This window comes from Curtobacterium sp. MCLR17_054, from assembly GCF_003234335.2.
Classification (GTDB): Bacteria; Actinomycetota; Actinomycetes; order Actinomycetales; family Microbacteriaceae; genus Curtobacterium; species Curtobacterium flaccumfaciens.
This window is the reverse complement of record NZ_CP126263.1, coordinates 333,178-359,895: the sequence shown is the minus strand read 5'-3', so window position 1 is coordinate 359,895 and position 26,718 is coordinate 333,178. Positions and strand designations below refer to the sequence as shown.

Genomic DNA, 26,718 nt, shown 5'->3' with positions numbered 1-26,718 from the left:
ACACACTGAGTACCGGCCAACTGTGACCGGAGAGCGCCCTGGGCTTTTGCCCTGTGCAAGTCATTCGGCGCCCCCGCCCGAACGGTTTGGGACGAGTTTCCTGAGGTGCCGCAACCCGGTGTTTCGTACCGTGTACCCATGGCTCCAGCACACATCTCCACCACCGACCGGCTCCGGGCGGTCGACGCCTGGTGGCGCGCCGCCAACTACCTGACGGTCGGGCAGATCTACCTGCTGGACAACCCGCTGCTCAGCCGGCCGATCGAACCCGACGACGTCAAGCCGCGGCTGCTCGGCCACTGGGGCACCTCCCCCGCACTGAACCTCGTGTACGCGCACTGCAACGCGCTGATCACGGAGACCGGGCGCGAGTTCCTGTACATCTGCGGCCCGGGGCACGGCGGTCCGGCGATGAACGCGAACGCCTGGCTGGACGGCACGTGGAACGAGCTGTACCAGGACGTCGACCTGCAGCGGTTCTTCCGCCAGTTCTCGTTCCCCGGCGGCATCCCCTCGCACGCCGCCCCGGAGACCCCCGGCTCCATCAACGAGGGCGGTGAACTCGGCTACTCGCTGTCGCACGCCTACGGTGCGGCGCTCGACAACCCGGACCTCGTCGTCGCGTGCGTGGTCGGCGACGGTGAGGCCGAGACCGGTCCGCTCGCCGGTTCGTGGCAGGCGCACACGTTCCTCGACCCGGTCTCCGACGGCGCCGTGCTGCCGATCCTCAACCTCAACGGCTGGAAGATCGCGAACCCGACCGTCCTGGCCCGCATCCCCGACGAGGACCTCACCGCGTACTTCCGCGGGCTCGGCTACGACCCGATCGTGGTCGACTCCCGCCGCGTCGACGACGACCCGTACGCGGTGCACGCCCTGTTCGACGGTGCCCTGCGACGTGCCCTCGCCGGCATCGACGACATCCAGGCCGCTGCCCGCGCCCAGGCCGCCCGTGCCGCCGCGGGGCAGCCCGCCGGTGCCGCGGACCTGCGTCCGCGCTGGCCGATGATCGTCCTGCGCACCCCGAAGGGCTGGACCGGCCCGAAGGAGGTCGACGGCGAGCAGGTCGAGGGGACCTTCCGCGCGCACCAGGTGCCGCTGCCCGCGGTGCGCGAGGACGACGGCCACCGTGCGCAGCTCGAGGAGTGGATGCGCTCGTACCGCCCCAAGGAGCTCTTCGACGAGGACGGCCACCCCGTCGGCATCATGACCACGATCCGTCCGACCGGTGACGAGCGGATGAGCGCCACCCCGCACGGCAACGGCGGTCGACTGCGGACCGCGCTCGACCGGCCGCCGCTCGAGCCGTACGCGGTCGAGGCTGGTTCCACGGCATCCGCCACGGGCACGCTCGGCCCCTGGCTCGCCGCACTCATCGAGAAGAACGCCTCGACCTTCCGGCTGTTCGGCCCGGACGAGACGATCTCGAACAAGCTCGACGCCGTCTTCGACGTGACCTCGCGCGTCTGGCGAGCCCAGCGCGCCGCAGGCGACGAGCACCTCGCCGCACGCGGACGGGTCACGGAGGTCCTGTCCGAGCACCTGCTCGAGGGGATGCTCGAGGGGTACGTGCTGTCCGGTCGGCACGGGATGCTCAACACCTACGAGGCGTTCGCCCACATCATCGACTCGATGGTCGGGCAGTACGCCAAGTGGCTGGAGTCCTCGACCGACATCGACTGGCGGGTGCCGGTGTCCAACCTGTCGCTCCTGCTCTCGTCGCACGTCTGGCGACAGGACCACAACGGGTTCTCCCACCAGGACCCCGGGTTCCTCGACGTCGTCGCGTCGAAGCAGCAGGACCTCGTCCGGATCAAGCTGCCGGCCGACGCCAACACGTTGCTCGCCGTCGCCGCGCACGCGATGGAGACCACGGACCGCATCGAGGTGATCGTCGCGGGCAAGCACCCGGAGCCGGTCTTCCTGTCCCTCGACGACGCGGTCGCGCACGCGCAGGCCGGACTCGGCGTGTGGGACTTCGCCGGCACGGAGCAGGCCGTCGGGAAGGTCGACGTCGTGCTCGCCTGCGCCGGTGACGTCCCCACGGTCGAGGCGATCGCCGCCACCGACATCATCCGGAAGCACGCTCCCGGCGTCGGGGTCCGTGTGCTCAACGTCGTCGACCTGCTCGCGCTCGGCGACCCGCGCAAGCACGAGCACCCGATCCCGGACGAGCAGTACGACGCGCTCTTCCTGCCCGGCACGCCCACGGTCTTCGCGTTCCACGGGTACCCGACGCTCGTGCACCAGCTGACGTACCGCCGGAACGGGCACGACGACCTGCACGTGCACGGGTTCCTCGAGCAGGGCACGACGACCTCACCGTTCGACATGCTCATGCGCAACGAGATGGACCGCTTCGCCCTGGCCCACGACGCCCTGACGCGGGTGGACGCCGAGGCGCACGCCGATCTGCTCACGAAGCTGTCCGAGGCGCGTGACGCCGCGCGGACGTTCGCGTACACGAAGGGCGAGGACCACCCGTCCCTCGCGGGCTGGGAGTTCGCGGGCTGGCCGCAGGACGAGCCCGCCAGCGGCGGGACCGGCGGCGACCCGGGTGCGGGCGAGACCGAGGCGGCCGCGCCCGGCAACTGACGCACTCCTCCACAGGCCTGGAGGCCCGGAGCGCCGTCCACAGGACCGGTCACGCCCGCCGCGTGGCCGGTTCCGTGCTGTCAGGGTTCCGGCATGGACATCGGCTGGATCAGCGCGCTCGTGTCGGTCACGAGCGCGACCGTCGCGCTGGGTGCGCTCGTCGCCTCGGTGCTCGACGGGCGCGCAGGACGGCGAAATGCAGAGTTCTCGGTGCACCGCGACCTGTGGTGGCAGCGTTGGTCGTGGGTCGCCGACCGGGCGACCTCGGACGACGAAGGACAGCGCGCGGCCGCCGGTGTGATGTCGGCTGCGCTGGTGACCCGCAGTTGGACGACCGCGGACGACCGCTGGGTCGGCCAGGCACTCGACGACCTGACCGCAGCGACGATCGAAGGAGCGAACGATGATCTCGAAGCTGAGTGACAAGGACTTCAAGCGCTGGCTCGACGGACGTGAACTGACGACGCCCGCACTGCTGGCGGACCCGCACTACGGGCCCATGATGCGGGCGAAGGGCGCCGAGGAAGAGCTCCGTCAGGCGCGCATCGAATGGCGCGAACGCCAGGAGCGCGCCCGGGCGCGGAAGCTCAAGTACGAGGCGTCCTTCGGTGAGAGCTGAACCGATGCCCTGCGAGCCTGCCACGCTGGCACCGTGACCGAACTCGTCATCCCGGCCCCGAGCCTCCCGACCGTGCCCACGACGACGGGCGCGCGTTTCCCCGTCCGCCGTGTGTTCTGCGTCGGACGGAACTACGCCGCGCACGCCCGCGAGATGGGCCACGACCCGGACCGCGAGCCGCCGTTCTTCTTCACCAAGCCGGCAGACGCGGTCGTGGTCGACGGCGCCGACACCCCGTACCCGCCGCTGACGCAGCAACTGGAGCACGAGGTCGAGCTCGTCGTCGCGATCGGCACCGGCGGCACGGACATTGCGGTCGCCGACGCCCTCGCACACGTCTGGGGGTACGCCGTCGGGATCGACCTCACTCGCCGCGACCTGCAGGCCGAGGCGAAGCGACTCGGGCGGCCGTGGGACACGGCCAAGGGCTTCGACGCCTCGGCGCCGATCGGGGCGATCACCCCGGCGGCCGAGGTCGACCCGACCAGCGGCGCGATCGAGCTGACGGTGGACGGGGAACTCCGGCAGTCGGGCAACCTGACCGACCAGATCTGGCCGGTCGCCGAGACGATCGCGGCGCTGTCATGGTCCGTGGCGCTCGCGCCCGGCGACCTCGTGATGACCGGCACTCCTGACGGTGTCGGCGTGCTCGAACGCGGCGCCGTGCTCGTCGGCACGATCGCCGGCGTCGGCGAGGTCCGGACCCGGATCGTCTGAAGCACGTGTCGGCGATGTGTCGACGGGCTGGGAGCGTTCGCAGGCAGCACGGGTAAGTCTTGGGCATCGTCGCGGGTGGGGCCCGCGGCGGACACGGGGCGGCGCATCGCGACGGGGCGACGCGGACACCTCGGGACTGCCGGAGGTACCACCGTGCTGGAACACGACCTGCTCGCCACGTCCTGGACGTGGGCGGGCGACGAGAGCATCCGCGACCGCGTGCACGCCGTCGGCGCCGCCGGGTTCGCCGGCCTGTCGCTGTCCCTCGACGACCTGCACGAGGTCCGCGCGACGACGGGGTTCGCCGAACTGCGCCGCATGCTCGACGCCGCCGGCATCGTCTGGGTCCAGCTCGGACCACTCGACCGGTGGTGGACGTGCACGAGCCGCACCCAGCACGAGGACGCCGACCGCGGTGTCGTGCTCGAGGCCGCGGCGACGCTGAGCGCCTGGCAGGTGGTGGCGCGCGCCGACACCTCGTTGCCCGGAGCCTCCCCCGCCACGATGGCCGACGACTGGGTCGTGCTCGCCGACCAGGCCGAAGCGGTCGGAGCGCAGCTCGTGCTCGAACCGGAACCGTGGTCGAACCTGCCCACGATCGAACGGGCCTCCCGTTTCGTCGCCGCTGCCGGCCACCCCAACGGCGGCCTGCTCATCGACGCCATGCACGCACTCCGCGGCGGTTCCACCCTCGCGTCGATCCGGCAGGGCGTCGCACCCGGGGTCCTCGCAGCCGTCGAGCTGAGCGACGGACTGCTGCACACCCCGAGCGGGATGACCCTCGCCGAGGAGTCCCGGACGGCACGGTACCTGCCCGGTGCCGGGGCGTGGGACCTGCCCGGCTTCGTCCGGACCGTGCGCGAACTCGGGTTCGCCGAGCCGTGGGGCGTCGAGGTCCGGACCCCGGCGCACCGGGCGATGCCCGTCCGCGATGCGCTCCGGACGGCCGTGGCCGCCACCCGTGCGGTGCTCGACGCCGCCGACGCGTTCGGCTCACCGGCCGCCCCGGCGATGCCCTCGACGCCCGCGCCGACGTCCGCGGTGGACTTCGAGCCACCGCACACCGGCCGCTCCGACCCGACGCACGGTGCCCGTCGCCGGGACGCCGACACAGGGACGCCCGCGTAGGTTGCTGGGCATGACCGATCAGGCAGCACACGACGACGACCTGCTCCGCCGTTCCCAGGAGTCCATCGACGAGGCCAAGGCCGCCGCGGCCGAGGTGGTCGAGCCGGAAGAGGACGAGCTCATCGAGGAAGACGCGCCCGTGGCCGACCACGCGGTGCCCACCGACGGCCCCGCACCCGCGGCCTGACCCCGTCCTGATCCGACAGGATCCCCCCGCACGGACGACATCGCCGGGCGACCCTCGAGGTCGCCCGGCGATTCTTCTTGCCGCTCGTGTGACGATCCGGTCACTCGGCACGTCTCACCAGTGGACCCACCGGTCGCGCTTCGGCGAGCCTGGTGCGGGGCCTCGTGGTCGGTCTCCCTGAACCGGCTGGTCACGTGCCCCGGCGACGGTCCGTGCGCTCCCTGATCCAGCGTGCGGGCCGTCGGGTCTGTCCCGCCCGCCGGGCGGTCAGCCGCTCAGACCGCCCCGGTCAGTCGTCGTCCTCGTCGGCGAGGAAGTCCGCGTACCGGACCTCGTTCTCCGTGGCGCCACCGCCCGGTTCGACGGTCCGCTGCGACAGGTCGTCCCCCGTGATCGCGACGCGTTCTGCGGCCGTGTAGGGCGGCAGGTACTTGCTCGAGTTCATCTTCGAAGCCCCCTTCGTCCCGGCGAACGTAACAGCCCGTGACCGATCGTGGCCAGCGGTGCCGATACTGTCCCCCACGCAGGCTCGTGACGGGGGACGGATGTTCGCCAGCGGCGGACCCCATGCGCACGCATGTGGCAACAGCGAGCGGAGCGTCTCAGGACTCCCGCACGACGTCGTCCGGGTCCTTGTCCACGCGCCACCCTCGCCAGGACGGCTGCCGGAGCCGTCCGTCGCCGGTCCACTCGGCGAACTCGACCTCGCCGACGCGCTTCGGCGTGACCCAGTGCGCATCCCGCGCGTCGGGTCGCGGGACGTCGACGAACGGCGGGGTCTTCCGTTCCAGCGGTGCGAGGACACCGGCGATCTCGTCGAGGTCACGGTCACGGAACCCCGTGCCGACCTTGCCGACGTACTCCAGCCCGTCGGGGCCGGGCACCCCGAGCAACAGCGACCCGATCCCGCCGGCACGTCGACCGCTGCCCGGTTTCCAGCCGCCGACGACGACTTCCTGCGTGGCGTGGTGCTTCAGCTTCAGCCAGGCCTCGGACCGCCGCCCCTCGGCGTACTTCGACGACCGCTTCTTCGCGACCACGCCCTCGAGTCCCTGCTCGCGCGATGCAGCCAGCACCGCGTCGAGGTCGCCCTGCACCGCCGGCGGCACGTCGATCGCGCCGCCGGGGTCCACGACCGTCTCGAGTGCCTGCCGCCGGGCGTCGTAGCCGAGCCGCGTCAGCTCGTGCCCGTCCGCCTCGAGCACGTCGAACAGCAGGAACCGCACGGGCGTCGTCTCCTGCGCGCTCCGGACCTCGCGCGCCTTCGTCAGGCCCATGCGGTTCTGGAGCAGCTGGAACGAGGGTCGGCCACGATCGTCGACGGCCACGATCTCACCGTCGAACACGCCGTCCACGCCGGCCCGCTCGCCCAGTTCCTGCAGCTCGGGGTACTGGGCCGTCAGGTCGTTGTCGTTGCGGCTGCGCAGGGTCACCGACCCGTCACGGACCGTCGCCAGCGCGCGCACCCCGTCCCACTTCATCTCGAAGGCCCAGTCGGCCGGGTCCAGCCGGGGCTCCCCCTTGGCCAGGGTCGCCTGCATCGTCCGGCGCTCCGACGGCGGGGTCTCGGCGTCCGCGGCCCCGCTGATCCGTCGCTGCCCGGTGCGCTGCGCATCGCCGTGCCCGTCCGACGGCCGGTCCGACCGTCGCGCCACCGTCGGCCCGGCAGAGCCGCTGCCGTCCGCCAGCCGTTCGGGTTGCTCCTTCGTGCGGTGGATGAGCCAGTTCTTCTCGTCCCCGCCGCCACGGCCGCGGGTGTGCAACAGCGCGAGACGGCGAGCGCCGCCGGCCCGACCGTGCAGGGTGACGATGACCTCCTGCCCCTCGCGCCACTTCTCGAGCTCGTAGGTGCCATCGTCCCAGATCGTGACCGTGCCGCCGCCGTACTCGTCCTTCGGGATCGTGCCCTCGAACGACCCGTACTCGAGCGGGTGGTCCTCGGTCTGCACGGCCAGGTGGTTCTTGCCCGGGTCGGTCGGCTCGCCCTTCGGCAGGGCCCAGCTCACCAGCACCCCGTCGTGCTCGAGCCGGAAGTCGTAGTGGTCGCGGGTGGCGTGGTGCTCCTGGATGACGAAGGTCGGTGTGCCGTCCTTCCGCACGGTGGGCGCTCCCTCGGGCACGGGCTCCGGCGTCTTCGAGGCGTCCCGCTTCGCCCGGTAGGCGGCGAGCCGGTCACGTGCGGGCTGCTCGGCGTCGTTCGCCCGCTCGGTCCGGTCGCTGTCCCAGTGACCGTGGTCGTCGCGCCCGACGGCCAGCGAGGCGGAGGCGACCGGGTGCAGGAAGTCCCCACGGGCCTCCAGGCGTTCGAGGACCTCGTCCAACGTGAGCTGCGCGAGCCCGCGTTCCTCGAGTTCCTTCCAGGTGCGGGGTGCCGCGACCGTCGGCCGCTCGCGGCCGCGCAGCGAGTACGGCGCGATGGTCGTCTTGTTGCCGTTGTTCTGCGACCAGTCGACGAACACCTTGCCCTTCCGCTCGGCACGGCTCATCGACGAGAGCACCAGGTCCGGCAGGTCCGTCTCGAGGGCCTTGGCCAGCTCGTGGGCGACGTCGGAGACCTGCGCGGTCGTCGCCTTGCCGTCGAGGGCCGCGTACAGGTGGATGCCCTTGGAGCCGGACGTCACCGGGTACGGGTCGAGCCCCATGCCGTGCAGGATCTCGCGCGCGGCCACGGCGACCTCGACGCACTCGGGCAGCCCCACGCCCTCGCCCGGGTCGAGGTCGAGGACGAGCCGGTCCGGGTTCTGCTGCGCGCCGCGGGGGCCGAACCGCCACTGCGGGACGTGCAGTTCGAGCGCGGCCTGCTGCGCCATCCACACCAGGGTCGGCAGGTCGTCGACGATCGGGTACTCGTTGTCGTGTTCCGAGTGGTGGATGGTGTGGTGCCGCACCCAGTCGGGGGCCGAGTCGGGCAGGTTCTTCTCGAAGAAGACCTTGCCCCCGACACCGTTGGCCCAGCGCTTCCGGGTCACCGGGCGGTCCTTGACGTGCGGGATCATCCACGGCGCGACCCGCTCGTAGTACTCGATCACCCGACCCTTGGTGGTGCCGGTCTCGGGGTAGAGCACCTTGTCGATGTTCGTGAGCGCGAGCCGCCGGTTCCCGACCAGGACGACGGTCTTGCGCGAGGCGGGACTCACAGCGCCACCCCGGTCGCTCCCGCCACCGTCAGGGTCGTGCCGGACGTGTACGACGACTCGGGCCCGGCCAGGTAGACGTAGGCGCTGCCGAGCTCGACGGGCTGGGCGGGACGACCGAACGGGGTGTCCTGGCCGTACGCCGCGATCTCGTCGCCCGGGTAGCTGATCGGCTGCAGGGGCGTCCACACCGGCCCGGGCACCACCGTGTTGGCGCGGATGCCCTTGCTGGCGAGCTGCCGCGCGAGCCCGTTCGTGTAGGTGATGATCGCGGCCTTCGTCGCGGCGTAGTCGATCATGCGGTCCTGCGGCTGGTACGCGGACACCGAGCTGGTCGTGACGATCGAGCTGCCCGGCGCCATGTGTGGGACCGCAGCACGGACGAGCCAGAACAGCGAGTACAGGTTGACCTTCATCGTGCGGTCGAAGTCCTCGGTGCTCTGCACGGTGACGTCCTCGTGCACCTGCTGGTGGCCCGCGACCAGCACGAGCGCGTCCAGTCCACCGAGCTCGCTGACGGCGTCCTGCACCAGGACGTCGCAGAATGCCTCGTCCGTCAGGTCGCCGGGCAGCAGCACCGCCTTGCGCCCGAGGTCACCGATGACGTCGCGGACCTGTTCGAGGTCCTCGCGCTCTTCGGGCAGGGCGTTCAGGGCGACGTCGGCCCCTTCCTTCGCCATCGCGATCGCCGCGGCGCGCCCGATGCCGGAGTCCGCGCCCGTGACGAGCACCCGGTACCCGCGCATCCGCCCGGTGCCCAGGTAGCTCGTCTCGCCGTGGTCGGGGGCGGGGTCCATCGCACTCGCCAGCCCGGACCCCTGCTGGGTCTGCGCGGGGAACGGCGGACGGGGGAACTGGTCGCGCGGGTCCTGCTTGTCGAGCTGGCTCATGGGCCCATCGTGCTCGCGCCGGCCTCGCGGCGGTCCAGCGAACCGGACATCCGTGGAACGATCCCCCGGACGGCGGACCTGTGGAGGAACCGACGGCTCCGGGCACGCACGCGTGCGGGCGGGCATCATGTGCGCATGAGGTCGATCTGGAAGGGCTCCATCGCGTTCGGGCTCGTCAACGTGCCCATCAAGGTCTACGCGGCCACCGAGACGCACGACGTGTCCCTGCACCAGGTCCACGACGACGACAAGGGCCGCATCCGGTACAAGCGGGTGTGCGAGTTCGGCCACGAGGTCGAGTACGCCGACATCCAGCGCGCCTACGACGACGGTGACAAGACCGTGGTGCTCACCGCGGACGACTTCAAGCAGCTCCCCGAGGAGCAGTCGCACGAGGTCGAGGTGCTCGAGTTCGTGCCCGTCGAGCAGGTCGACCCGATGATGTTCGAGAAGACCTACTACCTGGAGCCCGACTCGCGCTCGCCGAAGGCGTACGTGCTGCTGCGCGAGACCCTGGCGAAGACCGACCGCCTGGCGATCGTGCAGTTCACCCTGCGGCAGAAGACCCGGCTCGGGGTGCTCCGGGTGCACGACGAGGTCATCCTGCTGCAGGGGCTGCTCTGGGGCGACGAGGTCCGCGCTGCCGACTTCAAGACCCTCGACACGACGGTGAAGGTCAGCGCCAACGAGCTGAAGATGTCGTCCTCGCTCGTCGAGAGCATGTCCACCGACTTCGACCCCGACCGCTACACCGACTCCTACCAGGAGGAACTGCAGCAGCTGATCGACGCCAAGCTCGAGGCGGGCGACGACATCGACACCGAGAAGACCTTCGGCGCGCAGGACGACGAGGACGACGACGACGAGGGCGGTGACGTGCTCGACCTGATGGCCGCCCTGCGTGCATCCGTCGACAAGAAGCGGACAGGAGGCTCGGGGTCGCGTTCGTCGTCGGCCTCACGGTCGTCGTCCGGTTCCGGCTCGGGCACGTCCGGCTCCGGCAGGAAGGCGCCGGCGAAGAAGGCACCGGCCAAGAAGGCTGCCGAGAGCACGACGGAGAAGGCCCCCGCGAAGTCGGCGCCGAAGAAGGCACCGGCGAAGAAGGCCCCGGCCAAGAAGCCCGCCGCCAAGAAGCAGGCGAGCTGACCACTCCCGGGTCAGGCCGCGGTCGACCCGCCGCCCGCCAGGCGCTCGAGCATGGTGAACACCCCGGCGTACTGCTGGCGGAGCGCCGCCCACCCGGCGCCGGTGTCGATCGACTCCGGGTCCTCGACGGCCGCCGCGTACCCGTACTGCGCCCGCGGGACCGGGTCGCCCGGCAACCGGAGCTCCTGGGTGAACGCGCCGCTCGCGGCCTCGAAGGTCAGGGTGTGCGACGCGATGTTCCGGCCCCAGTCCGCGGACGGCCACGACATGAACGCGACGTGCCGCATCCCCTCGGCGGGATCGGTCGCCGAGACGTAGCAGCCGTGGTGGTCCTCACCCGGGGACAGGATCGTGTACGTGCCGTTGTCCCGGTAGACGAGCAGTGCCTCGGCGAAGGGCTTCGGTGCGTACATCGCGGTGTAGCGCAGCGCGTGCACGAACTGCGGCCGCCCCAGCGGGACCGTCACGAGCGCGCTGCGGACCGGCCCCTCGCTCGGTGGCGCCTCGCCCGGGGTCGACGCCGCTGCACCTGCCGGCAGGTGGGCGACGTAGAGCAGCTCGGCGTCCTCCGTGCCGGTGCTGCGGCCGTCGTGCACGATGCGCGGCTCCTCGACCAGGGCCTGCCCCGGCCCGACGACCCGAGTGGCCTCTTCGGTGACGTGCGTCAGCGCACCGCGCACCACGAGACCCGTCTGGCGTGCGTCGTGCTGGTGCCAGCCGGTCGACGCACCCACCGGGAGCGTCAGCCGCCGCACCTCCAACGTGCCGCCGTCGGGCCCGTCGACGGTGGCGATGAGGGTGGTGGTGGGCTCGGGGTGCATCTGGGTCCTCTCGGTGGTGCGTTCGCCAGATGATCGTCTTGCACCCGCCTGGGACGGTGGTCGAAGGACGACGCGGATCCGTTCAGCCGACGCGCGAGGCACGTGTCACGAGCCGGAAACACGGGTCCGGGACACTGGTCGGATGACTCCACAAGAGCCTGGGAGCCTGCAGTCGTCATCCGAGACCGCAGGCCCGCCCGTCACCGTCTCCGTCACCCGCCTGGTCGAACCCGACCGCATCCCCGAGGTCACCCGCTGGGTGCAGTCCGGGGTGAACCTGGCGAACCGCTACCCCGGCTTCCTCGGCTCGGGGTGGGTGCGTTCCACCGCGCAGTCCCGCGAGTGGCACATGCTCTACCGGTTCGCCGACCACGACTCCCTGGCGACGTGGGAGAACTCCGACGACCGGCTGCGCTGGCTCGACCTCGGCCGTGACCTGGTGGTGGAGTCCCGCGTCGAGAAGCGCACCGGCATCGAGGGGTGGTTCGACGTCCCGCAGCACGCCCCGGCCTCGAGCGCTCCCCCGCGGTGGAAACAGTCCGTGAGCATCTGGCTCGGCTTCTTCCCGGTGAACCTCGCGTTCACGTACCTGATGGCCTGGCTCGTCCCCGCGTTCGCGCACGTCGCGATCCTGCCCCGGGTGCTTATCACGACCGTCGTGCTCACGCCGATCATGACGTTCTGGGTGCTGCCGTTCGTGACGAAGCTGATCCGTCCGTGGCTGCTCGCTCCGCCGAGGTCCGAGCGGGCCTAGCCGACGGCCCCGAGCGGGCCTAGCCGCCGACCCCGAGCGGCACGGGCCCGTCGTGGCCGAGGGCGTCCCATCCGATCTGCAGCATGTGGGGCCGGGCCTCCGCCGCGGAGGCCTCGGTCTCGTACGTCAGCGCGAGCATCACGATCGCTCCGAACGCCCCGGAGACCCGTGCACGCCGGTCGAGCGGGGTGGCCGTGGCGTCGGCCATGTCGATGCCGAACACGTCGAGGAGCGTCGCTGCGACCGGTTCGAGCCGGACGCCGACGTCGTCCCCGCGCCGCAGGGTGAACGCCGCGAGCGCGAGTTCCGCCCACCCCGGCCGGACGAGAGCGAGGTCGGCGATCCCTGCGAGCGCCGCGGCGTCGCGGGTCTCCCCCACGGGGGCGGCGGTGGCAGCTGCCCGGATCGCCTCGGTCTGCGCGGTGCACTGCGCGAGCGCGGCCTCGACGAGCAGCTCCTTGCTCGTGAACCGGGCGAGGATGCCCGCCTTCGAGTAGCCGGCCTGGTCGGCGACGGCCTGCACGGCGGTGTCCTTAATGCCGCGTCGGGCGATGAGTCCGGCGGTGATGTCCAGGACACCCCCGTTGATCTCCTCGGCGGAGGGGCGAGCCCGGCGCGCAGGGCGGGTCACGCGCCGACCGCCGAAGCCCGCGCCGTCCGCAGTCGCCGCGTCCCCGCGACCAGCAGAGTGATCCCGGTCAGGAGCTCCCACGCGACGATCGTGTACACGGACGCACGCTCCCACACGCCGTCGGGGAGCACCTCGATCACCGTCGACGACGAGTCCACGACGAGCATCACGAGGGAGACGAGGCCGACGATCCCGAGCACGACGCTCGCGATCCGGTAGGCCGCCGGTGCCCGCAGCGCCCCGGACCCGATGCCGGCGGTGACCGCCACGAGGTTGCCGGTCGTGATCGCTGCCGCGGCGCCGAGCACGTGGAACACGATGGTGCCGCCGTCGGTGCTCGTCTGGCTGCCGTGGAACGAGCCGACCAGGACCATCCCGACCAGGTGGACCACGGCGAGGACCGCGGTCGCCACCCGGGCACGGCGGGACGCGGCGCGGAACACCACGGCGGCGAGCACCGCTGCGATCCCGAACAGGACGCCCTGTCCGATGAACGTCGTGTTCATGAGCACGTGCAGCGGTGAGTCGATCGACCGCCCCTGGAACGTGCCGACGTCGGGGACCCCGAGGTCGGAGATGTAGTTCGTCGCGTAGCTGTAGCCGGGGAACGCCGACGCCGAGACGGCTTCGCCGACGAGCCATCCGACTCCCGCGACCGTCCAGAGTGCGCCGGGGACGAGCACGCGGGGAGTGTCCGATCTGGTCATGTACTGACCATAACGGTCACTACTGGGAGTTGCCCAGCACCGACAGCTGGTCGAGCCGCTCGAGGATCACGCCCTCGCGGAGCGCCCACGGGCAGATCTCGAGGGCCGGCAGGTCGAAGATGTCCAGGCACGCCTCGGCGACGAGCGCGCCTGGCACCACCTGGTGCGCCCGGCTCGGTGAGACACCGGGCAGGGCCGCGAGCTCGTCGACCGACATCGTGAGCAGTTCCGGCAGCCGCTGCCGCAGCACCGCGCCGTCGAGCGCGCGCGGCACCAGGGGCCCGGCGGCCGACGGGGCGGCACCGCAGATGCGGGCGATCGACCGGAACGTCTTCGATGTCGCCACGGCCCGGTCCGGGCGGCCCGACCGGAGCAGCCGTCCGGCGTCCCGGGCGATCTCCACACGGATCTCGTGCCGGATGCGGCGGACGTCGTCCTCGGTCGGGGTGCCGGCCGCGAAGTAGGAGCGCGCCAGGCGTGCGGCGCCGATCGGCATCGACCACGCGACGTCCGGCGCCTCGTCGGCACCGCCGGCGATCTCGAGCGAGCCACCGCCGATGTCGAAGACCGCCAGGCGACCGGCGGACCAGCCGAACCAGCGGCGCACGGCCAGGAACGTCAGCCGGGCCTCGTCGGAGCCGGACAGGACGGCCAGTTCGACCCCGGTGGAGGCCTCGACGTGGGCGAGTACGGCCTCGGAGTTGCCGGCGTCGCGCACCGCCGACGTGGCGAACGCGAGCATGTCCTCGCAGCCGCGTTCTTCGGCGACGCGGACGGCGTCGGCGACGAAGGCGGTCAGGGCGTCGATGCCCTGCTGGGTCACCGCGCCCGAGTCGTCGAGGTGCTCGGCCAGCCGCAGCGGCTGCTTGAACGAGGACGCCGGCAGCGGCGCGGCGCCGCCGTGGGCGTCCACCACGAGCAGGTGGCCGGTGTTGGACCCGATGTCGAGGACTCCCACGCGCATGGGGACAACGCTAACGGCCTGGAGGCCCGCCCTGCGCCCGCAGGAACGCCTCCAGCTCGGCGATGGTCGGGTATGAGGCCTGTGCGCCCGGCTTGGTCGCGGCGTACGCCCCGACCCCCACCGCGAACCGAGCGGCGTCGACGAGGGCGTCCCCCGCCGCCAGACGCAGCGCCACCGCACCCATGAAGGCGTCGCCGCAGCCCGTGGTGTCCACCGGCTCGACCCGCACGGCGTCGATCGACACCGGCTCGGCACCCCCGTCGTGCACGACGCAGCCGGCACCACCACGGGTGACGATCGACCGCCCGACGCCGTGGTCACCGAGCGCCGCGGCCTCGTGCTCGTTCACCAGCAGGACGTCGGTCAGCTCGAGGAGCTCGGCCGGCACGGCGCCGAACGGCGACAGGTTCGTGAGCACCGTGACCCCGGCGGCGTGCGCGGCCCGGGCGGCGGCGAGGACGACGTCGATCGACACCTCGAGGCAGAGCCCCAGCACCGCGGCGCCGGCGAGGACGTCGTCCGGCACGTCGTCCGGCGTCAGCGTGCCGTTCGCCCCGGCGGAGATCACGATGGTGTTCTCGCCTGCGGCGTCGACCGTGATGGCGGCGGTGCCGGTCGCGACGCCCTCGCGGATCGCAACGTGCGTCGTGTCGACGCCCGCAGCCGCGACGGAGTCGCGGAGCAGCGCACCGTTCCCGTCGTCGCCGACCGCACCGATCATGCGCACCGTGCCCCCGAGCCTCCCGGCAGCCACCGCCTGGTTGGCGGACTTGCCCCCTGGCAGGATCGCGAGGTCGGAGCCCTGCAGGGTCTCACCGGGCTGGGGGAAGCGCGTGGTGCGGACCACCAGGTCCGCGTTGAGCGACCCGACGACGACGATGCTCTCGGTCAACGGACGGTCTCCTTCTGCGGGGCGACGGACGTGGTCTCGGCGCCTTCCGGACGGGGGATGAGGAACGAGATCGCGAGTGCGACAGTCGTGATCGCGGCTCCGAGCAGCATGCCACCGGAGTACCCGGCGGTGCCCGCGGAACCGCCGACGCCGAGCGCGATCTGCAGCGCGGGCAGGACCGCGAAGCTGACCCCGGCGCCGAGGTTGAACGCACCGGCGTTCAGCCCGGGCAGGAACCCGGGGTTCGACTCCGGCGACAGCACGATGCCCAGGCCGTTCAGGATGATGTTCGCGATGCCGGCGTAGGTGATGCCGATCAGCACCGTCGCGGTGACCAGCACCGGCAGCGAATGCACGCCGACGAGCGCCATCAGGACCGTCGAGACGATGCTGCCGATGAGTCCGAAGCGCAGGACCGCGCGGTACCCGATGGTGGGGGCGAGGCGCCCGGCAAAGGGTCCGACGATCCAGCCGACCAGCGCGTACGGGGTGAGGAACACGAGCGAGGCAAGGTCGGCCTCCATCCCGAAGCCGGCGTCCCCGTTCTGCGCGAGCGACGTGACCAGACCGTTGACGACGGCGAAGACGCCGGTCATGGTGAGGAACGTCGTGGCGAGGAGCGCCCAGGTCGCGCGGCGCTTCAGGAACCGGGTCTCGACCAGGGGCTCCCGCACCCGCGACTCGACGGCCCAGAACACAGCGAAGGCGACGAGCGCGACCACGACGCCACCGACCACGAGCACGGGGTTCGCCGCGCCGAGCTTGCCGGCCTCGTTGAACGCCGTGAGCAGCGCACCGACGCTCACCACGAGGGGGACGACGCCGATCCAGTCCATCCGGGTGCCGGCCGAGGGCTTCGACTCGACACCCCAGACGGCGACCAGGAACAGGGCGAGGACGGTGACGACGGCGATGACCCAGAAGATCCCGCGGAACCCGAAGTTCGTCGCGATCCAGCCGCCGGCCAGGGCGTCGACACCCGCGATGCCGCCGTTCACCGCGGTGAGCAGCCCGAGGGCGGCGCCGTAGCGCTTCGGGTCGCTGATCTCGTTGCGCAGGACGAGCAGGCAGATCGGGACGACCGGACCGGTGACGCCCTGGATGATGCGGCCGGCGAACAGCATCGGCACGTTCACCGCGAGCGCGGCGACGATGCTGCCGACGAGCATCACGGCGAGCATGCCGATCAGCACGCGCTTGCGGCCGACGATGTCGGACAGCCGCGGCAGGAACAGCGAGAACAGCGCCGCGAGCGTGAAGTACAGGGTCTGCGACAGGCCGATGGTGGCGTCGTCGGTGTTGAGCTCGCGCGCCATCGTGACGAGGGCAGGGCTCAGCATGCTGGCGTTCAGCTGGAACGCGATGCACGCGGCGAGGAGCGCGGCGGTGAGGGCGCCGATCGACTTCTTCGTCGAGGTGGTGGTCATGGGGGTTCAGCGCTCCGGGGTCGTGGTGATGCCGGCTTCGACGGCGTCGGCGGCGGCACGTGGGGTCCAGCCGGTGTCGGCCGTCTCGCCGATGCGCTCGAGGGCGTCGACGACGAGGTCCCAGAACCGGCCGTGGTCGAGTTCCATCGCGGCGCTCGTGCGGCAGTCCTCGGGTGCGGGGGCGCGGAAGTCGGCGACGGTCATGCCGAGGGTCAGCGCGCCCTGGGTCTCGACGTGGATCGGGACCTTCACGGCGCGGACGATCGTGGGGTCGATCACGTAGGCGACGGCGCAGGGGTCGTGGACGGGCGGGGCGTCGAAGCCCTGGGCGTCCTTGTAGGTCTGGCCGAAGAAGTCGAGCAGCTCGCCGACGAACGCGGCGGGGGCGGTGCCGACGCCGGCGATGCGCGCGGCGACCTCGGGGGTCGCGAGGGCCTGGTGCGTGAGGTCGAGGCCGACCATCACGACGTCCCAGCCGGCCTCGAACACGATGGCCGCGGCCTCGGGGTCGATGACGATGTTGAACTCGGCGACCGGGCTCCAGTTGCCGACGTGCACGCCGCCACCCATGAGCACGACCTGCTTGACACGCTCGACGATGCGGGGCTCCTTGCGGGCGGCGAGGGCGATGTTCGTCAGACCCCCGGTCGGCACGAGGGTGACCGTGCCGGGCTCGTGGGCCATCACGGTGTCGATGATCAGGTCGACGGCGTGGCGCTCGTCGAGCTCGAACGACGGCTCGGGGAGCATCGGGCCGTCCAGGCCGCTCTCACCGTGGATGTCCGGTGCGACCTCGATCTGGCGCAGCAGCGGGCGGGCGGCTCCGGCGGCGAACGGCACCCCGGTGATGCCGGCGATGCGGGCGACGGCCAGGGCGTTGCGGGTGACCTTCGGCAGGGTCTGGTTGCCGACGACGGTGGTCACCGCGAGCAGGTCGATGGCCGGGCTGCCGTGGGCGAGCAGGAGCGCCACGGCGTCGTCGTGGCCGGGGTCGCAATCGAGGATGATCTTCGCGGCGGGCTGGGTCGCATCGGGCACGCTGGGCGCTCCACTTCTTCGGGGAATCGAGGTGAGTGCTCGACGTGGTGGGGATCCACGGGCCGGCAGAGCGCTGGCGACGCGGCGCGTCAAGCGTTTGACATCGAAACACGTCAAACGCTTGACGTCAAGTTCGACCACCGCGCTCGCTAGCATCGACGGGTGCCCTCCCCCGCCGCCCCGAGCCGTCGTGTGACCGCTGCGATGGTGGCCGAGCGTGCGGGCACGAGCATCGCCACGGTCTCCCTCGTCGTGAACGGCAAGGACCGCGGGCGGGTCTCCGCCCCCATCGCTGCACGGGTCCGCGACGCCGTGGACGACCTCGGCTACGTCGTCGACCACGCGGCGAGCTCACTGGCGCGCGGCAGCGGCGACCTCGTCGTGTTCATCGCCCCCGACCTGTCGAACCCGTTCTTCGCCGAGGTCATCCGTGGCGTCCGCGACACCCTGGGCGACCGGTTCCAGCTCGTGCTCTCCGTCACCGAGCGGGGTGCACAGCCGGTCGCGGCCGACGTCCGGCGCTTCGAACGGCTCCGGCCGGCCGGCATCCTGGTCGACGCACCGGCCGCCGACGAGCCGATGTCGGCGAGCGTCCCCGTGGTGCTGCTCGACGCCCCCGGCGGGCCCGAGGCCGTCAACTACGACCTCTCCACCGGCGTGCACGACCTCGTCGCCCACCTGCACGTCCAGGGGCACCGGCACGTGGGCTACCTCGACGGCACCTCGCGGGCTGCGACGTTCGGCGTGCGCCGCGAACTGTTCGAGCAGGCCTGCGCGGACGCCGGCATCACGGTCTCCGAGGTCACCGCCCGTGCCGACCTGACCGTGGAGGCCGCTGCCTCGGCCACCGAGCACGTCATCGAGGCCTGGCAGGACGACGACGTCACCGCCGTCGTCGCCGCAGCCGACACCCTGGCCTACGGAGTCCTGCGGGTCGCCGGTGCGCTCGGCATCGCCGTCCCCGGCGCACTCGCGGTCGCGGGCTTCGACGACCTGCCGTCGTCGTCGGTCACCGCGCCGGCCCTGACGAGCGTGGCGCTGCCCGGCGCCGACCTCGGTCGCGCTGCGGCACTGCGGCTCCTCGCGACGCTCGACGGCACGGCCGCCGAGCCCGCGGCCCTGCCGACGCGGCTCGTGCCGCGCGCGAGCACCGGCGCGTAGCGCCGGATCACCGCGACCTCACGCGCTCAGCGACAGCTCACGCGCGCTGGAACACGTGAGGTGTCGCTCAGCACGAAACGCCGGCCGCGGCAGTGCGCGACCGGGCGACGGACGGGAGGCCCGGCGCCAGCTGGCACCGGGCCTCCCGTCCGTCAGTCGGTCGCGTCTACCGGTCGGTGTCCCGCCCCGGTGCGGAACCCTCCGTTGCCGCCGCGTGCTCCGCGCGCGCAGCACGCTGCGCGCGCTCGAGCTCGTCGGCCTCGTCGCCGCCGACGGCCTCGCCACGGGCGACCATGCCGGCCGTGTCGGAGAGCGTGATCTGCGGCAGGAAGAGCGCGAGCAGGAACGCCACCGCGATGAACGGCAGCAGGTACCAGAACACCGGTGCGAGCGAGTCGGCGTACGCGTTCACGACACCGTCCTGCACCGCAGGAGGCAAGCCCGCGACGGTCGACGGGTCGATGCTCCCCGCCGAGGACGCCGCATCGGTCGCCGAACCGCCGGCACCGCGGAACACGTCGGTCAGCGACGTCGTGAGCCGCGCGGTGAAGAGCGCGCCGAAGACGGCCGTGCCGAGGGAGGCGCCGACTTCGCGGAAGTAGTTGTTCGTCGACGTGGCGGTACCGACCTGCTCGGCGGGGACGGCGTTCTGCGCGACGAGGACGACCACCTGCATGATCAGGCCGAGCCCCGCACCGAAGACGAACAGGTACGCGCAGATGAGCCAGATCGGGGTGTCCGCCGCCAGCTGGGTCATCGCGAGCATCGCGATGGCCACCAGGACCGTGCCGACGATCGGGAACATCCGGTAGCGCCCGGTCTTGGTGATCAGGACACCCGAGGCGATCGAGGTGCCGATCAGACCGGCCATCATCGGCAGCATCAGCAGGCCGGAGACCGCAGCCGAGGTGCCGGAGGCCATCTGCAGGAACGTCGGGACGAAGCCGATCGCGGCGAACATGCCGATGCCGAGCACGAGGCCGATGCCGGTGGCCAGCAGGAAGGTGCGGTTGCGGAAGAACGACAGCGGGAGCACCGGGTCCTGCGCACGGGACTCGACGAACACCAGGAGCGCTGCCGAGACGACGAGACCGGCGAACCAGGCCCAGGTCTCGGGGGCGTCCCAGCCGTGGTCCTTGCTGCCGCCGAACTCCGAGAAGAACACCAGGCACGTGGTCGCGGCGGACATGAACAGCACGCCGAGGACGTCGATGCGCTTCGTCGCCTTCTTGTTCGGCAGGGTCAGCGCGAACCACGCCACGAAGAACGCCGCGATGCCGACCGGGATGTTGATGTAGAACGCCCAGTTCCAGGTGAGGTGGTCCACGAAGAAGCCACCGAGCAGCGGGCCACCGATGGCGGACAGGCCGAAGATCGCACCGAGCGGGCCGAGGTACTTGCCGCGCTGCGAGGCCGGGACGATGTCCGCGATGATCGCCTGCGACAGGATCATCAGGCCACCGCCGCCGAGCCCCTGCATGGCGCGGAACGCCACGAGCTGCGTGAAGTCCGTGGCGAACGCGCACCCGGCCGACGCGATGGTGAACAGCGCGATGGCGATGAGGAACAGGTTGCGTCGGCCGAGGACGTCGCCGAACTTGCCGTAGACGGGCATCACGATGGTGGAGGCGAGCAGGTACCCGGTCGTCAGCCATGCCTGGTGCGCGACGCCGCCGAGCTCGCCGACGATCGTCGGCATCGCGGTGGAGACGATGGTCTGGTCGAGGCTGGAGAGCAGCATCCCCGCGATCAGGGCGGAGAAGATGATCCAGATGCGACGCTGCGTCAGGAGCAGCGGGCCGTCGGAGCCTGGGCGGGCACGCTTGGTGGTGCCCGGCGCGGTGGCGCTCATGTGGTGTGTTCCCGTTCGGTCGTGGTGACCGCCCTGAGCAGGCGGAGGTTCTCGGTGAGCAGTTCGTCGAACGTCGGCCCGGTGGCCTCGTCGAACGCGTCGTCGAAGTACTCGGTCGCGGTGGCCTTCATCAAGGCGGCCGCGGCCTCGGTGACCAGGCGCGGTCGGCGGTCGGCGGGGTCGTCCCACCCGAACCGTCGCCGCAGGGCCACGGTGATCCGGGCGAGCTGCACGTCGGTCGCCGACAGGAACCGTGCGACGAGTGCCGGCTCCCGCTCGAAGACGCGGCGGACCAGGGCCTCGTCGGCGCGGGCGATGCCGACCCGGTGGAACTGGTCGATCGCCAGCGCGACGATCGACCCGAGGGGGTCCAGTTCGCCGGGGACGATCCCGCCCGCGGCGTAGGCGTCGATCGCCTCGACGTCGGCGTTGAGCTCGATGCCGAGCACGGCGTCGTCCTTCGACCCGAAGTGGTTGAAGAACGTGCGGCGCGACACCCCGACGGTCTCGCAGAGCTGCTCGATCGTGAAGCCGTGCAGCCCGTGTTCGACCGTCGCCCGACGTGCCTCGACGATCATGCGTCGGCGCAGCGCGCGGGTGCGTTCGGTGGTGCTCACCGAGCAAGAATTGCACTCTCGTGTTGAAAGTGCAATCTGGATCGGGTCGACTTAGAGCGTCTTCTCGAAGCAGAACGACCACGGCATCGTCGCAGCGTAGGGCTCGTAGACGTCGATCTGGTCCCAGCCGGTCTTGCGGTAGAGCGCTACGGCGTCGGGCTGCTTGTCGCCGGTCTGCAGGATGAGCCGCGGGGCGCCGAGTTCACGGCCGACGCGCTCGCACTCGTCGAGCAGTGCGGTGGCCGCACCCTTGCCACGCGCGGAGGCCAGCACGATGAGGCGCTTCAGTTCGACCTCGTCACCCAGGCGCCGGACGGCGATGTGCCCGACCGGTTCGCCGGACTCGTCGACGGCCAGGATCGACGTGACGACGGTCGACGGGTCGACGCTCAGCGCACGACCCCGCTCGGCGGTGACCGCCGGGTCCTCGCCGGCGTTCGCCGACCCGTAGCGCTCGTGCATCTCGTCGTCCATGCGGGCGCGGAGCACCACGCTGCGGGGGTCGTCCCAGGACACGCGTTCGATCGTGATCACGAACGTCGATCCTGGCACGGGCGACCGACGACGCGGAAACCGAGGCGACCGTCGGGCGCGACCGGCGCCGCCCGTCCGGCGCGACCGGCGCCGCCCGTCAGGCGCGCTGGCCGAGTGCCGCGATCGGGCCCTCGCCGGCGCGGAACGCCGCGAGCACGGCCGCCGCGTCGTCGTACACCTCTGCCGCCCCGGCACCGCGGAGCTCGTCGCCGCCGATGCCGCCGGTCATGACGCCGACGCACGGTACCCCCACCTTGCCGGCGGACTCGACGTCCCACATGGCATCCCCGACCATCACGGCGTCGTCGGCGGAGACCCCGGCCTTGTCGAGCGCGACCCGGATGATGCCGGGGTCCGGCTTCGCCTGCTCGACGTCCTCGGAGCTGGTCTCGGCGGTGACCCACTCGCCCGCGTCGAGCAGGTCGCGCAGGCGGGCGAGTTCGTGCTCGGGCGCGCTGGTCGCCAGGACCACGGCGTGCCCGGCCTCGGCGACGGCCTGCAGGAGTTCGCGTGCACCCGGCAGCAGCCGGAGCCGCGGCATCTGCTCGGCGTAGTAGGCGGTGTGGAACTGCTTCGCGGTGTCGCGGGTCTCCTGGGACGCGTCCGGCAGCAGCGTCTCGAGCAGCTTCGCCGAGTCCATCCCGATCGCGCGGTGGATCCGCCAGGCGTCGACGGACTCCCCCGCCGCCAGGAACGCCCGCCACCACGCGTCGATGTGCGCGTAGTTCGAGTCGGCGAGGGTGCCGTCGATGTCGAAGAGGACTGCTGTCGTGGGTGCGTCGGCCATCCCACCATGCTGCTCGGGAGGCCCGGATCGCCTCCCAGGGGCCGCCCGCGTCCGTCAGACGGTGATCGTCTCCCCCGCCGGCAGGATCAGGACGGGCACCGGCCCGAGACCGTCCGGGCCGAGGAAGCGCGCGGCGGACTGCTGGCCGAGCTCGCTCAGCATCGCCTCGTGGATCTGCACGGCCCGCTCCGGCGCCACGGCGCGCACGTAGTCGACGGCCTGGGCGGTGTTCGTCCACGGGCCGCTCGTCGGCAGCAGCAGGGTCGGCACCGGGACGCCGGGCTCGAGGTACGCGTCGCCCGGGTGGAACACCGCGTCGTCCACCAGGTAGCCGACGTTCGCAGTGGAGGGGATGTCGGGGTGGATGACCGCGTGCTGCTCGCCGAAGACCCGGACGGAGAACGGTCCGACGGTGATCGTGTCGCCGGCGTGCACCGCTGCGACCCGGCCGTGGTGTTCGCCGAGCTGCTCGACGACGGTCTCCGGACCGCGGACGACGAGGTCCGGGTTCGCGGCGAGCCCCGCGCGCAGGGCGTCGATGTCGAAGTGGTCGGGGTGGTCGTGCGTGACGAGGACACCCGCGGCGCCGCGGACGAGGTCGACGGCCTCGGGAGTGAACACCCCGGGGTCGATGACGAGGGTGACGCCGTCCTGCTCGAGGACGACGGTGGCGTGGTTGTACTTCGTCAACTCCATGCGCACAACTGTACAGCCGTGTTGTACTTCTGCGATCGCCCAGGAGGTGAGGAGTCGTTCAGTCGGCCCGGCGCGCGACCCGCTCGAACAGCTCGGGCAGACGGCGGAGCAGCGCACGCTCCTCGGCGTCGGTCTCCTCGCGGATCGCGTCGGCCAGCCAGTCCGTGCGGGCGTCCATGTCGCGCTGCAGGGCGGCCCGGCCGGCGTCCGTGATCCGGATCACCGAGGCTCGGCGGTCGGTGGCCGACGCCGTCCGGTCGACGTACCCGAGTTCGGCCAGTTCGCCGACCGTGCGGGACTGCCCCTGGTGCTTCACCCCGCGGCGGCGCGCGAGTTCCGCGATCGTCATCGGGCCCTCGCGGTGCAGGAACCCGAGGGTGGTGGTGTGCGTGGCCGGCAGCGCGTCCGCCTCGCGTCGTGCGGCACGCACGACCCGGCCGATGGACTGTCGGAGCTCCGCAGCGAGCTCGTCGATCGGGTCCATGCCCGGAACGCTACCGCTTCACGGACAGGAGGCGCGGTGCCCGCTGGCACCGCGCCTCCTGTCCGTCACGGGGTTCCGCTCAGCTGCTGCGGACGTCGTCCGCCGCACCCTGCGCGTTGTCCTTGACGTCGGACGCGGCCCCCTGCGCCTCGCCCTTGATCGTCTGCGCGGCGTCCTGCGCGGTCCCCTTGAGGTCCTGCGCGTGCTCCTTCGCCACGTCGCCGAGCTGCGAGCCGACGTCCTTCGCCTGCTCCTTGACCTCGTCGACGAGCGGTGCAGCCTTGTCCTTCAGCTCACCGGCGAGCTCTTCTTCCTTCTCGGTGGTCGGCAGGAGCGACGACACGAGCCAACCGGCACCGAACGCGATGAGGCCGACGGCCAGGGGGTTGCCCTTCGCCTTCTCGACGCCCTTCTGCGCGACGTCCTTCGCCTGGCCGGTCGCGCCCGAGGCGGAACCGGAGGCGCTCGAGCGGGCCGACTGGGCCGCGCCCATCACGGACTCACGGACGTCCTGGAACCGGCCCTTCACCTTCTCGCTCTGGCGGTGGGCGATGGACGACGGGCTGACCTTGTCGGCGAGGGCGTCGACGTCGGAGCCGAGTTCGCCGCGGGTGCGCTCGATGTCGGCGCGGATCTCGTCTGGGGTGCTCATGGCTTCCTCCCGGTGTTGGGCTTGAGTGTCTCGGGGACTTCCTTGGCGGTCTCGACCGTCTGTGGGGCGCCCTTGATCTCCTTGATCTCCTTGCGCCCGCGGACGGCCAGGATCGCGGCGACGATCGCGTACACGACCGCGATGATCAGGGCGGACCAGGCGTTGCCGATCAGGTAGCCGAGGCCCCACCACGCTGCGATCGACAGGAACAGCAGAGCGAACACAGCGGTGAGTCCGGCGCCGCCGAACATCCCGCCCGCCTTGCCGGCCTTCTTCGCGGAGTCGGTCAGCTCGGCCTTCGCGAGGGCGACCTCCTGCCGGAACAGACTGGAGAGGTCACGCGACACGTCGGACAGCAGCTCACCGAGCGGTGTGGTCGCAGCGCGCTCTTCGGGCGTCGGTTCACCCAGGGGTGTCGCGCCGGGGACGGACTGGCTCATACGCCACTCCCCGATCCGGTGGTGCCGTCGCCGGCCTCCTTCTCGTGCTTGACCTCGGTCGCGAGCGCCTTGGTCAGGCGTCCCGCGAGCAGGCCAGCGCCCGCGGCGATCGCGATGAAGGTGCCGGGGCGCTTCGCGGCGAAGTTCTTCACCTCGTCGAGCAGCGAGCCCGGGTCGCGGTTCTCGAGGAACCCGGCGGCCGAGGTCGCGCGGCCCGACAGGTCGCGGACGACCTTCGAGGCGACGCCCTGCTCGTCGTCGTTCTCGGCCATGCGACCGAGCTGCTCGCCGAGGGAGCGGAGTCCGCCGGCAGCGCGCTGCTGCTGCTCGCCGGCCTGCTGCTTGAGGTTCTCGGACGCCTGGCCGTAGAGCTGCTTGGCGTGGTCGGTCGCCTCGGAGGCGACCTTCGACGCCTGCTCCTTGGCGGTGCCCGCGACGTTCGCGGCCTGCTCCTTGGCGTCGCCGGCGACGTCCTGCGCGGCACCCTTGGCCGCGTCGGCCTTGCCGGAGCCGCTGCCCGAGTCACTGCCGGAGCCGGAGCGGCTGCCGGTGCTGCCGGAGCCACCAACGCTGCCGGCGGATGCCGCGGACGGGACGGCGGGGAGCTGCTCGTCGGCCGGGACGGCGTCGAGGGGTGCGTCGAACGGCACCTCGGCGGCGCTGTCGCCGTACGGGTCGTAGGTCTGGGGCGCACCGGGGTCGGTGGGTCGCGCGGCGGGGGTTCCGCTGGCGTACGACGGCACGGTCACGCCGGGGGCGACCTCGTGGCCCTCGGAGGCTGCGGTGCGGTCGTGGATGGGCGTCCCGGAGTCGTTCCCGGGTGGGTTCGTGGTCATGGTCGGCCTTCCGGTTGTCGTCGTCCCCGGCGTGCACCGGGGGCGTTTCGCAACGAACTTGCGCCGTGCCCTCTTGGTCCGGTCCCAGGATCACCGGGAAACGCGGTCCGGCAATCCGCACAGGTGGAAGCCGGTTGGATCGACGGGTGCCCCGAGTCTCGGTCGTGATCCCCGTGCGGGACGACGCCGTGCACCTGCGCCGGTGCCTCGCCGCCCTCGCGGCCCAGACCCGGCCGGCCGACGAGGTCGTCGTGGTCGACAACGGCAGCTCCGACGACAGCGCGGCGGTCGCCCGGGACGCCGGTGCGGTCGTGCTCACGGAGCCGGTGCGCGGGATCGCCCGGGCCTCGGCGCGCGGCTACGACCGTGCGTCCGGCGACGTCGTCGTGCGGCTCGACGCCGACTCCGTCCCACCGCCGACGTGGATCGCCGACGCGGTCCGGCTGCTCGCCGACCCCGAGGTCGTCGCGGTCACCGGTCCGGGCCGGCCGCGGAACGGTGGCGCCGTGGTGCGCCGACTGTGGAACGCCGTGTACATGGGCCCGTACTTCGTCCTGATGTGGAGCGCGCTCGGGCACCCGCCGCTGTTCGGGTCCGCCATGGCGATGCGCCGGTCGACCTGGGCCGCGGTCGGTGGGCGAGCGCACCGCGACGACGCCGAGGTGCACGACGACGTCGACCTGAGCATGCAGCTCGACCCGGCCTGGCGGGTGGTTGCCGACCCCGTGCTCACCGTGCAGGTGTCCGCGCGACCGTTGGCGGGCCTCCCGTCCGTCTGGGTGCGGACGCGACGCGCCTTCCACACGTTCCGCGTGAACGGCCGGCGGGCGAACCCGGTGCGCCGGTGGGCGCGACGGCTGCGATCGCAGTCGCGGTCGCGGCGGTGGTGGCGCAGCCGCTGACCGACGGGGTCGGGCGACAACGAATCGGTGACGGTCCCAGCCACCGCGGCCCTCGGTCGGTACGTTCGTGAGCGACGGTCACGACCTGACGCGACCGGACGAAGGGG

29 protein-coding genes are annotated in these 26,718 nt (G+C 71.9%); 10 read left to right on the top strand and 19 right to left on the bottom strand.

Annotated elements, in window-relative coordinates:
* Positions 1-138 precede the first annotated feature (138 nt).
* The 6 genes from DEJ08_RS01790 (at position 139) to DEJ08_RS01765 (ending at position 5,246) form a co-directional block, all read left to right on the top strand.
* Positions 139-2,595, top strand: coding sequence for a phosphoketolase family protein (locus DEJ08_RS01790; protein WP_111055560.1), 2,457 nt, complete (start codon positions 139-141; stop codon positions 2,593-2,595).
* A 93-nt stretch (positions 2,596-2,688) separates the two neighbouring features.
* Entirely contained in the window at positions 2,689-3,018 is a 330-nt protein-coding gene (locus DEJ08_RS01785; protein WP_111055559.1) for a hypothetical protein, read from the top strand.
* Positions 2,999-3,214: a hypothetical protein gene (locus tag DEJ08_RS01780; RefSeq protein WP_111047860.1), complete on the top strand. Its 216-nt coding sequence runs from the start codon at positions 2,999-3,001 to the stop codon at positions 3,212-3,214. The genes DEJ08_RS01785 and DEJ08_RS01780 overlap by 20 nt, the downstream gene beginning before the upstream one ends.
* A 33-nt stretch (positions 3,215-3,247) precedes the next feature.
* On the top strand, positions 3,248-3,931 hold the full coding sequence (locus DEJ08_RS01775) for a fumarylacetoacetate hydrolase family protein (protein WP_111055558.1): 684 nt from the start codon (positions 3,248-3,250) through the stop codon (positions 3,929-3,931).
* A gap of 153 nt (positions 3,932-4,084) precedes the next feature.
* Positions 4,085-5,059, top strand: coding sequence for a sugar phosphate isomerase/epimerase family protein (locus DEJ08_RS01770; RefSeq protein ID WP_146248570.1), 975 nt, complete (start codon positions 4,085-4,087; stop codon positions 5,057-5,059).
* A gap of 10 nt (positions 5,060-5,069) precedes the next feature.
* The gene (locus DEJ08_RS01765; RefSeq protein WP_155896953.1) at positions 5,070-5,246 is read left to right on the top strand and encodes a hypothetical protein; all 177 of its coding nucleotides are present in this window, start codon (positions 5,070-5,072) and stop codon (positions 5,244-5,246) included.
* Positions 5,247-5,535: 289 nt separating this feature from the next.
* On the opposite strand, the gene DEJ08_RS01760 is transcribed toward DEJ08_RS01765, so the two are convergent.
* The 3 genes from DEJ08_RS01760 to DEJ08_RS01750 form a co-directional block, all read right to left on the bottom strand.
* Positions 5,536-5,691: a hypothetical protein gene (locus DEJ08_RS01760; protein WP_181439071.1), complete on the bottom strand. Its 156-nt coding sequence runs from the start codon at positions 5,689-5,691 to the stop codon at positions 5,536-5,538.
* 157 nt (positions 5,692-5,848) lie between these two features.
* Positions 5,849-8,383 carry an ATP-dependent DNA ligase gene (locus DEJ08_RS01755; protein ID WP_111055556.1) on the bottom strand — a complete coding sequence of 845 codons (2,535 nt, stop codon included), beginning with the start codon at positions 8,381-8,383 and terminating at the stop codon, positions 5,849-5,851.
* Positions 8,380-9,270: an SDR family oxidoreductase gene (locus DEJ08_RS01750; protein ID WP_071404867.1), complete on the bottom strand. Its 891-nt coding sequence runs from the start codon at positions 9,268-9,270 to the stop codon at positions 8,380-8,382. The genes DEJ08_RS01755 and DEJ08_RS01750 overlap by 4 nt, the downstream gene beginning before the upstream one ends.
* A 135-nt stretch (positions 9,271-9,405) precedes the next feature.
* Here DEJ08_RS01750 and ku point away from each other — a divergent pair, with 135 nt between their 5' ends.
* Positions 9,406-10,416 carry a non-homologous end joining protein Ku gene (gene ku / locus DEJ08_RS01745; RefSeq protein WP_111055555.1) on the top strand — a complete coding sequence of 337 codons (1,011 nt, stop codon included), beginning with the start codon at positions 9,406-9,408 and terminating at the stop codon, positions 10,414-10,416.
* Between the two features lie 11 nt (positions 10,417-10,427).
* On the opposite strand, the gene DEJ08_RS01740 is transcribed toward ku, so the two are convergent.
* Positions 10,428-11,237, bottom strand: coding sequence for a cupin domain-containing protein (locus DEJ08_RS01740; RefSeq protein WP_111055554.1), 810 nt, complete (start codon positions 11,235-11,237; stop codon positions 10,428-10,430).
* Positions 11,238-11,379: 142 nt separating this feature from the next.
* Between DEJ08_RS01740 and DEJ08_RS01735 the strand changes: the two genes are divergently transcribed.
* On the top strand, positions 11,380-11,991 hold the full coding sequence (locus DEJ08_RS01735) for an antibiotic biosynthesis monooxygenase (protein WP_111055553.1): 612 nt from the start codon (positions 11,380-11,382) through the stop codon (positions 11,989-11,991).
* A 19-nt stretch (positions 11,992-12,010) separates the two neighbouring features.
* On the opposite strand, the gene DEJ08_RS01730 is transcribed toward DEJ08_RS01735, so the two are convergent.
* Genes DEJ08_RS01730 through uriH form a run of 6 tightly spaced genes read right to left on the bottom strand, consistent with a single transcriptional unit; the run spans position 12,011 to position 17,650 of the window.
* Entirely contained in the window at positions 12,011-12,622 is a 612-nt protein-coding gene (locus tag DEJ08_RS01730; protein ID WP_181439070.1) for a TetR/AcrR family transcriptional regulator, read from the bottom strand.
* On the bottom strand, positions 12,619-13,329 hold the full coding sequence (locus DEJ08_RS01725) for a DUF998 domain-containing protein (RefSeq protein WP_111055551.1): 711 nt from the start codon (positions 13,327-13,329) through the stop codon (positions 12,619-12,621). The genes DEJ08_RS01730 and DEJ08_RS01725 overlap by 4 nt, the downstream gene beginning before the upstream one ends.
* Positions 13,330-13,348: 19 nt before the next feature.
* Positions 13,349-14,293, bottom strand: coding sequence for a Ppx/GppA family phosphatase (locus tag DEJ08_RS01720; RefSeq protein ID WP_111033954.1), 945 nt, complete (start codon positions 14,291-14,293; stop codon positions 13,349-13,351).
* Positions 14,294-14,303: 10 nt separating this feature from the next.
* Positions 14,304-15,185, bottom strand: coding sequence for a ribokinase (locus DEJ08_RS01715; protein ID WP_111055550.1), 882 nt, complete (start codon positions 15,183-15,185; stop codon positions 14,304-14,306).
* The gene (uriT, locus tag DEJ08_RS01710) at positions 15,182-16,612 is read right to left on the bottom strand and encodes a uridine transporter UriT (protein WP_111039774.1); all 1,431 of its coding nucleotides are present in this window, start codon (positions 16,610-16,612) and stop codon (positions 15,182-15,184) included. Before uriT ends, DEJ08_RS01715 begins: the two co-directional genes overlap by 4 nt.
* Positions 16,613-16,618: 6 nt before the next feature.
* Positions 16,619-17,650 carry a uridine-preferring nucleoside hydrolase UriH gene (gene uriH / locus DEJ08_RS01705; protein ID WP_111055549.1) on the bottom strand — a complete coding sequence of 344 codons (1,032 nt, stop codon included), beginning with the start codon at positions 17,648-17,650 and terminating at the stop codon, positions 16,619-16,621.
* Between the two features lie 162 nt (positions 17,651-17,812).
* Between uriH and DEJ08_RS01700 the strand changes: the two genes are divergently transcribed.
* Positions 17,813-18,811 (top strand): LacI family DNA-binding transcriptional regulator, encoded by a 999-nt coding sequence (locus DEJ08_RS01700; protein WP_258367300.1) that lies wholly within the window; start codon positions 17,813-17,815, stop codon positions 18,809-18,811.
* A gap of 166 nt (positions 18,812-18,977) precedes the next feature.
* Here DEJ08_RS01700 and DEJ08_RS01695 read toward each other — a convergent pair whose 3' ends face one another.
* The 9 genes from DEJ08_RS01695 to DEJ08_RS01655 form a co-directional block, all read right to left on the bottom strand.
* Entirely contained in the window at positions 18,978-20,663 is a 1,686-nt protein-coding gene (locus DEJ08_RS01695; RefSeq protein ID WP_111055548.1) for an MDR family MFS transporter, read from the bottom strand.
* On the bottom strand, positions 20,660-21,280 hold the full coding sequence (locus DEJ08_RS01690; protein ID WP_258367298.1) for a TetR/AcrR family transcriptional regulator: 621 nt from the start codon (positions 21,278-21,280) through the stop codon (positions 20,660-20,662). The genes DEJ08_RS01695 and DEJ08_RS01690 overlap by 4 nt, the downstream gene beginning before the upstream one ends.
* A 51-nt stretch (positions 21,281-21,331) precedes the next feature.
* Entirely contained in the window at positions 21,332-21,814 is a 483-nt protein-coding gene (locus tag DEJ08_RS01685) for a GNAT family N-acetyltransferase (protein WP_258367297.1), read from the bottom strand.
* Positions 21,815-21,911: 97 nt separating this feature from the next.
* Positions 21,912-22,601, bottom strand: a complete 690-nt coding sequence (locus DEJ08_RS01680; protein WP_111039777.1) for an HAD family hydrolase — start codon at positions 22,599-22,601, stop codon at positions 21,912-21,914.
* A 54-nt stretch (positions 22,602-22,655) separates the two neighbouring features.
* Positions 22,656-23,297 carry an MBL fold metallo-hydrolase gene (locus DEJ08_RS01675; protein ID WP_110865612.1) on the bottom strand — a complete coding sequence of 214 codons (642 nt, stop codon included), beginning with the start codon at positions 23,295-23,297 and terminating at the stop codon, positions 22,656-22,658.
* A gap of 58 nt (positions 23,298-23,355) precedes the next feature.
* Positions 23,356-23,781 carry a MarR family winged helix-turn-helix transcriptional regulator gene (locus tag DEJ08_RS01670; RefSeq protein WP_111055547.1) on the bottom strand — a complete coding sequence of 142 codons (426 nt, stop codon included), beginning with the start codon at positions 23,779-23,781 and terminating at the stop codon, positions 23,356-23,358.
* A gap of 79 nt (positions 23,782-23,860) precedes the next feature.
* Positions 23,861-24,433, bottom strand: coding sequence for a DUF3618 domain-containing protein (locus DEJ08_RS01665; protein ID WP_111024914.1), 573 nt, complete (start codon positions 24,431-24,433; stop codon positions 23,861-23,863).
* Complete coding sequence (locus tag DEJ08_RS01660) at positions 24,430-24,873, bottom strand: phage holin family protein (protein ID WP_051597109.1); 444 nt, start codon at positions 24,871-24,873, stop codon at positions 24,430-24,432. The genes DEJ08_RS01665 and DEJ08_RS01660 overlap by 4 nt, the downstream gene beginning before the upstream one ends.
* Positions 24,870-25,709 (bottom strand): hypothetical protein, encoded by an 840-nt coding sequence (locus DEJ08_RS01655; RefSeq protein WP_146248569.1) that lies wholly within the window; start codon positions 25,707-25,709, stop codon positions 24,870-24,872. Before DEJ08_RS01655 ends, DEJ08_RS01660 begins: the two co-directional genes overlap by 4 nt.
* A 146-nt stretch (positions 25,710-25,855) precedes the next feature.
* On the opposite strand from DEJ08_RS01655, the gene DEJ08_RS01650 reads away from it, so the two are divergent.
* Complete coding sequence (locus DEJ08_RS01650; protein ID WP_146247539.1) at positions 25,856-26,611, top strand: glycosyltransferase family 2 protein; 756 nt, start codon at positions 25,856-25,858, stop codon at positions 26,609-26,611.
* Positions 26,612-26,718 lie beyond the last annotated feature (107 nt).

Excerpts from the sequence above, each read along its gene's own strand:
- DEJ08_RS01750 (WP_071404867.1), bottom strand. The coding sequence starts at position 9,270 with ATGAGCCAGCTCGACAAGCAGGACCCGCGCGACCAGTTCCCCCGTCCG.
- DEJ08_RS01790 (WP_111055560.1), top strand. The coding sequence starts at position 139 with ATGGCTCCAGCACACATCTCCACCACCGACCGGCTCCGGGCGGTCGAC.
- DEJ08_RS01655 (WP_146248569.1), bottom strand. The coding sequence starts at position 25,709 with ATGACCACGAACCCACCCGGGAACGACTCCGGGACGCCCATCCACGAC.
- DEJ08_RS01760 (WP_181439071.1), bottom strand. The coding sequence starts at position 5,691 with ATGAACTCGAGCAAGTACCTGCCGCCCTACACGGCCGCAGAACGCGTC.
- DEJ08_RS01720 (WP_111033954.1), bottom strand. The coding sequence starts at position 14,293 with ATGCGCGTGGGAGTCCTCGACATCGGGTCCAACACCGGCCACCTGCTC.
- DEJ08_RS01780 (WP_111047860.1), top strand. The coding sequence starts at position 2,999 with ATGATCTCGAAGCTGAGTGACAAGGACTTCAAGCGCTGGCTCGACGGA.
- uriT (WP_111039774.1), bottom strand. The coding sequence starts at position 16,612 with ATGACCACCACCTCGACGAAGAAGTCGATCGGCGCCCTCACCGCCGCG.
- DEJ08_RS01695 (WP_111055548.1), bottom strand. The coding sequence starts at position 20,663 with ATGAGCGCCACCGCGCCGGGCACCACCAAGCGTGCCCGCCCAGGCTCC.
- DEJ08_RS01735 (WP_111055553.1), top strand. The coding sequence starts at position 11,380 with ATGACTCCACAAGAGCCTGGGAGCCTGCAGTCGTCATCCGAGACCGCA.
- DEJ08_RS01785 (WP_111055559.1), top strand. The coding sequence starts at position 2,689 with ATGGACATCGGCTGGATCAGCGCGCTCGTGTCGGTCACGAGCGCGACC.
- DEJ08_RS01670 (WP_111055547.1), bottom strand. The coding sequence starts at position 23,781 with ATGGACCCGATCGACGAGCTCGCTGCGGAGCTCCGACAGTCCATCGGC.
- DEJ08_RS01680 (WP_111039777.1), bottom strand. The coding sequence starts at position 22,601 with ATGGCCGACGCACCCACGACAGCAGTCCTCTTCGACATCGACGGCACC.
- ku (WP_111055555.1), top strand. The coding sequence starts at position 9,406 with ATGAGGTCGATCTGGAAGGGCTCCATCGCGTTCGGGCTCGTCAACGTG.
- DEJ08_RS01660 (WP_051597109.1), bottom strand. The coding sequence starts at position 24,873 with ATGAGCCAGTCCGTCCCCGGCGCGACACCCCTGGGTGAACCGACGCCC.
- DEJ08_RS01675 (WP_110865612.1), bottom strand. The coding sequence starts at position 23,297 with ATGGAGTTGACGAAGTACAACCACGCCACCGTCGTCCTCGAGCAGGAC.
- DEJ08_RS01740 (WP_111055554.1), bottom strand. The coding sequence starts at position 11,237 with ATGCACCCCGAGCCCACCACCACCCTCATCGCCACCGTCGACGGGCCC.
- DEJ08_RS01725 (WP_111055551.1), bottom strand. The coding sequence starts at position 13,329 with ATGACCAGATCGGACACTCCCCGCGTGCTCGTCCCCGGCGCACTCTGG.
- DEJ08_RS01765 (WP_155896953.1), top strand. The coding sequence starts at position 5,070 with ATGACCGATCAGGCAGCACACGACGACGACCTGCTCCGCCGTTCCCAG.
- DEJ08_RS01665 (WP_111024914.1), bottom strand. The coding sequence starts at position 24,433 with ATGAGCACCCCAGACGAGATCCGCGCCGACATCGAGCGCACCCGCGGC.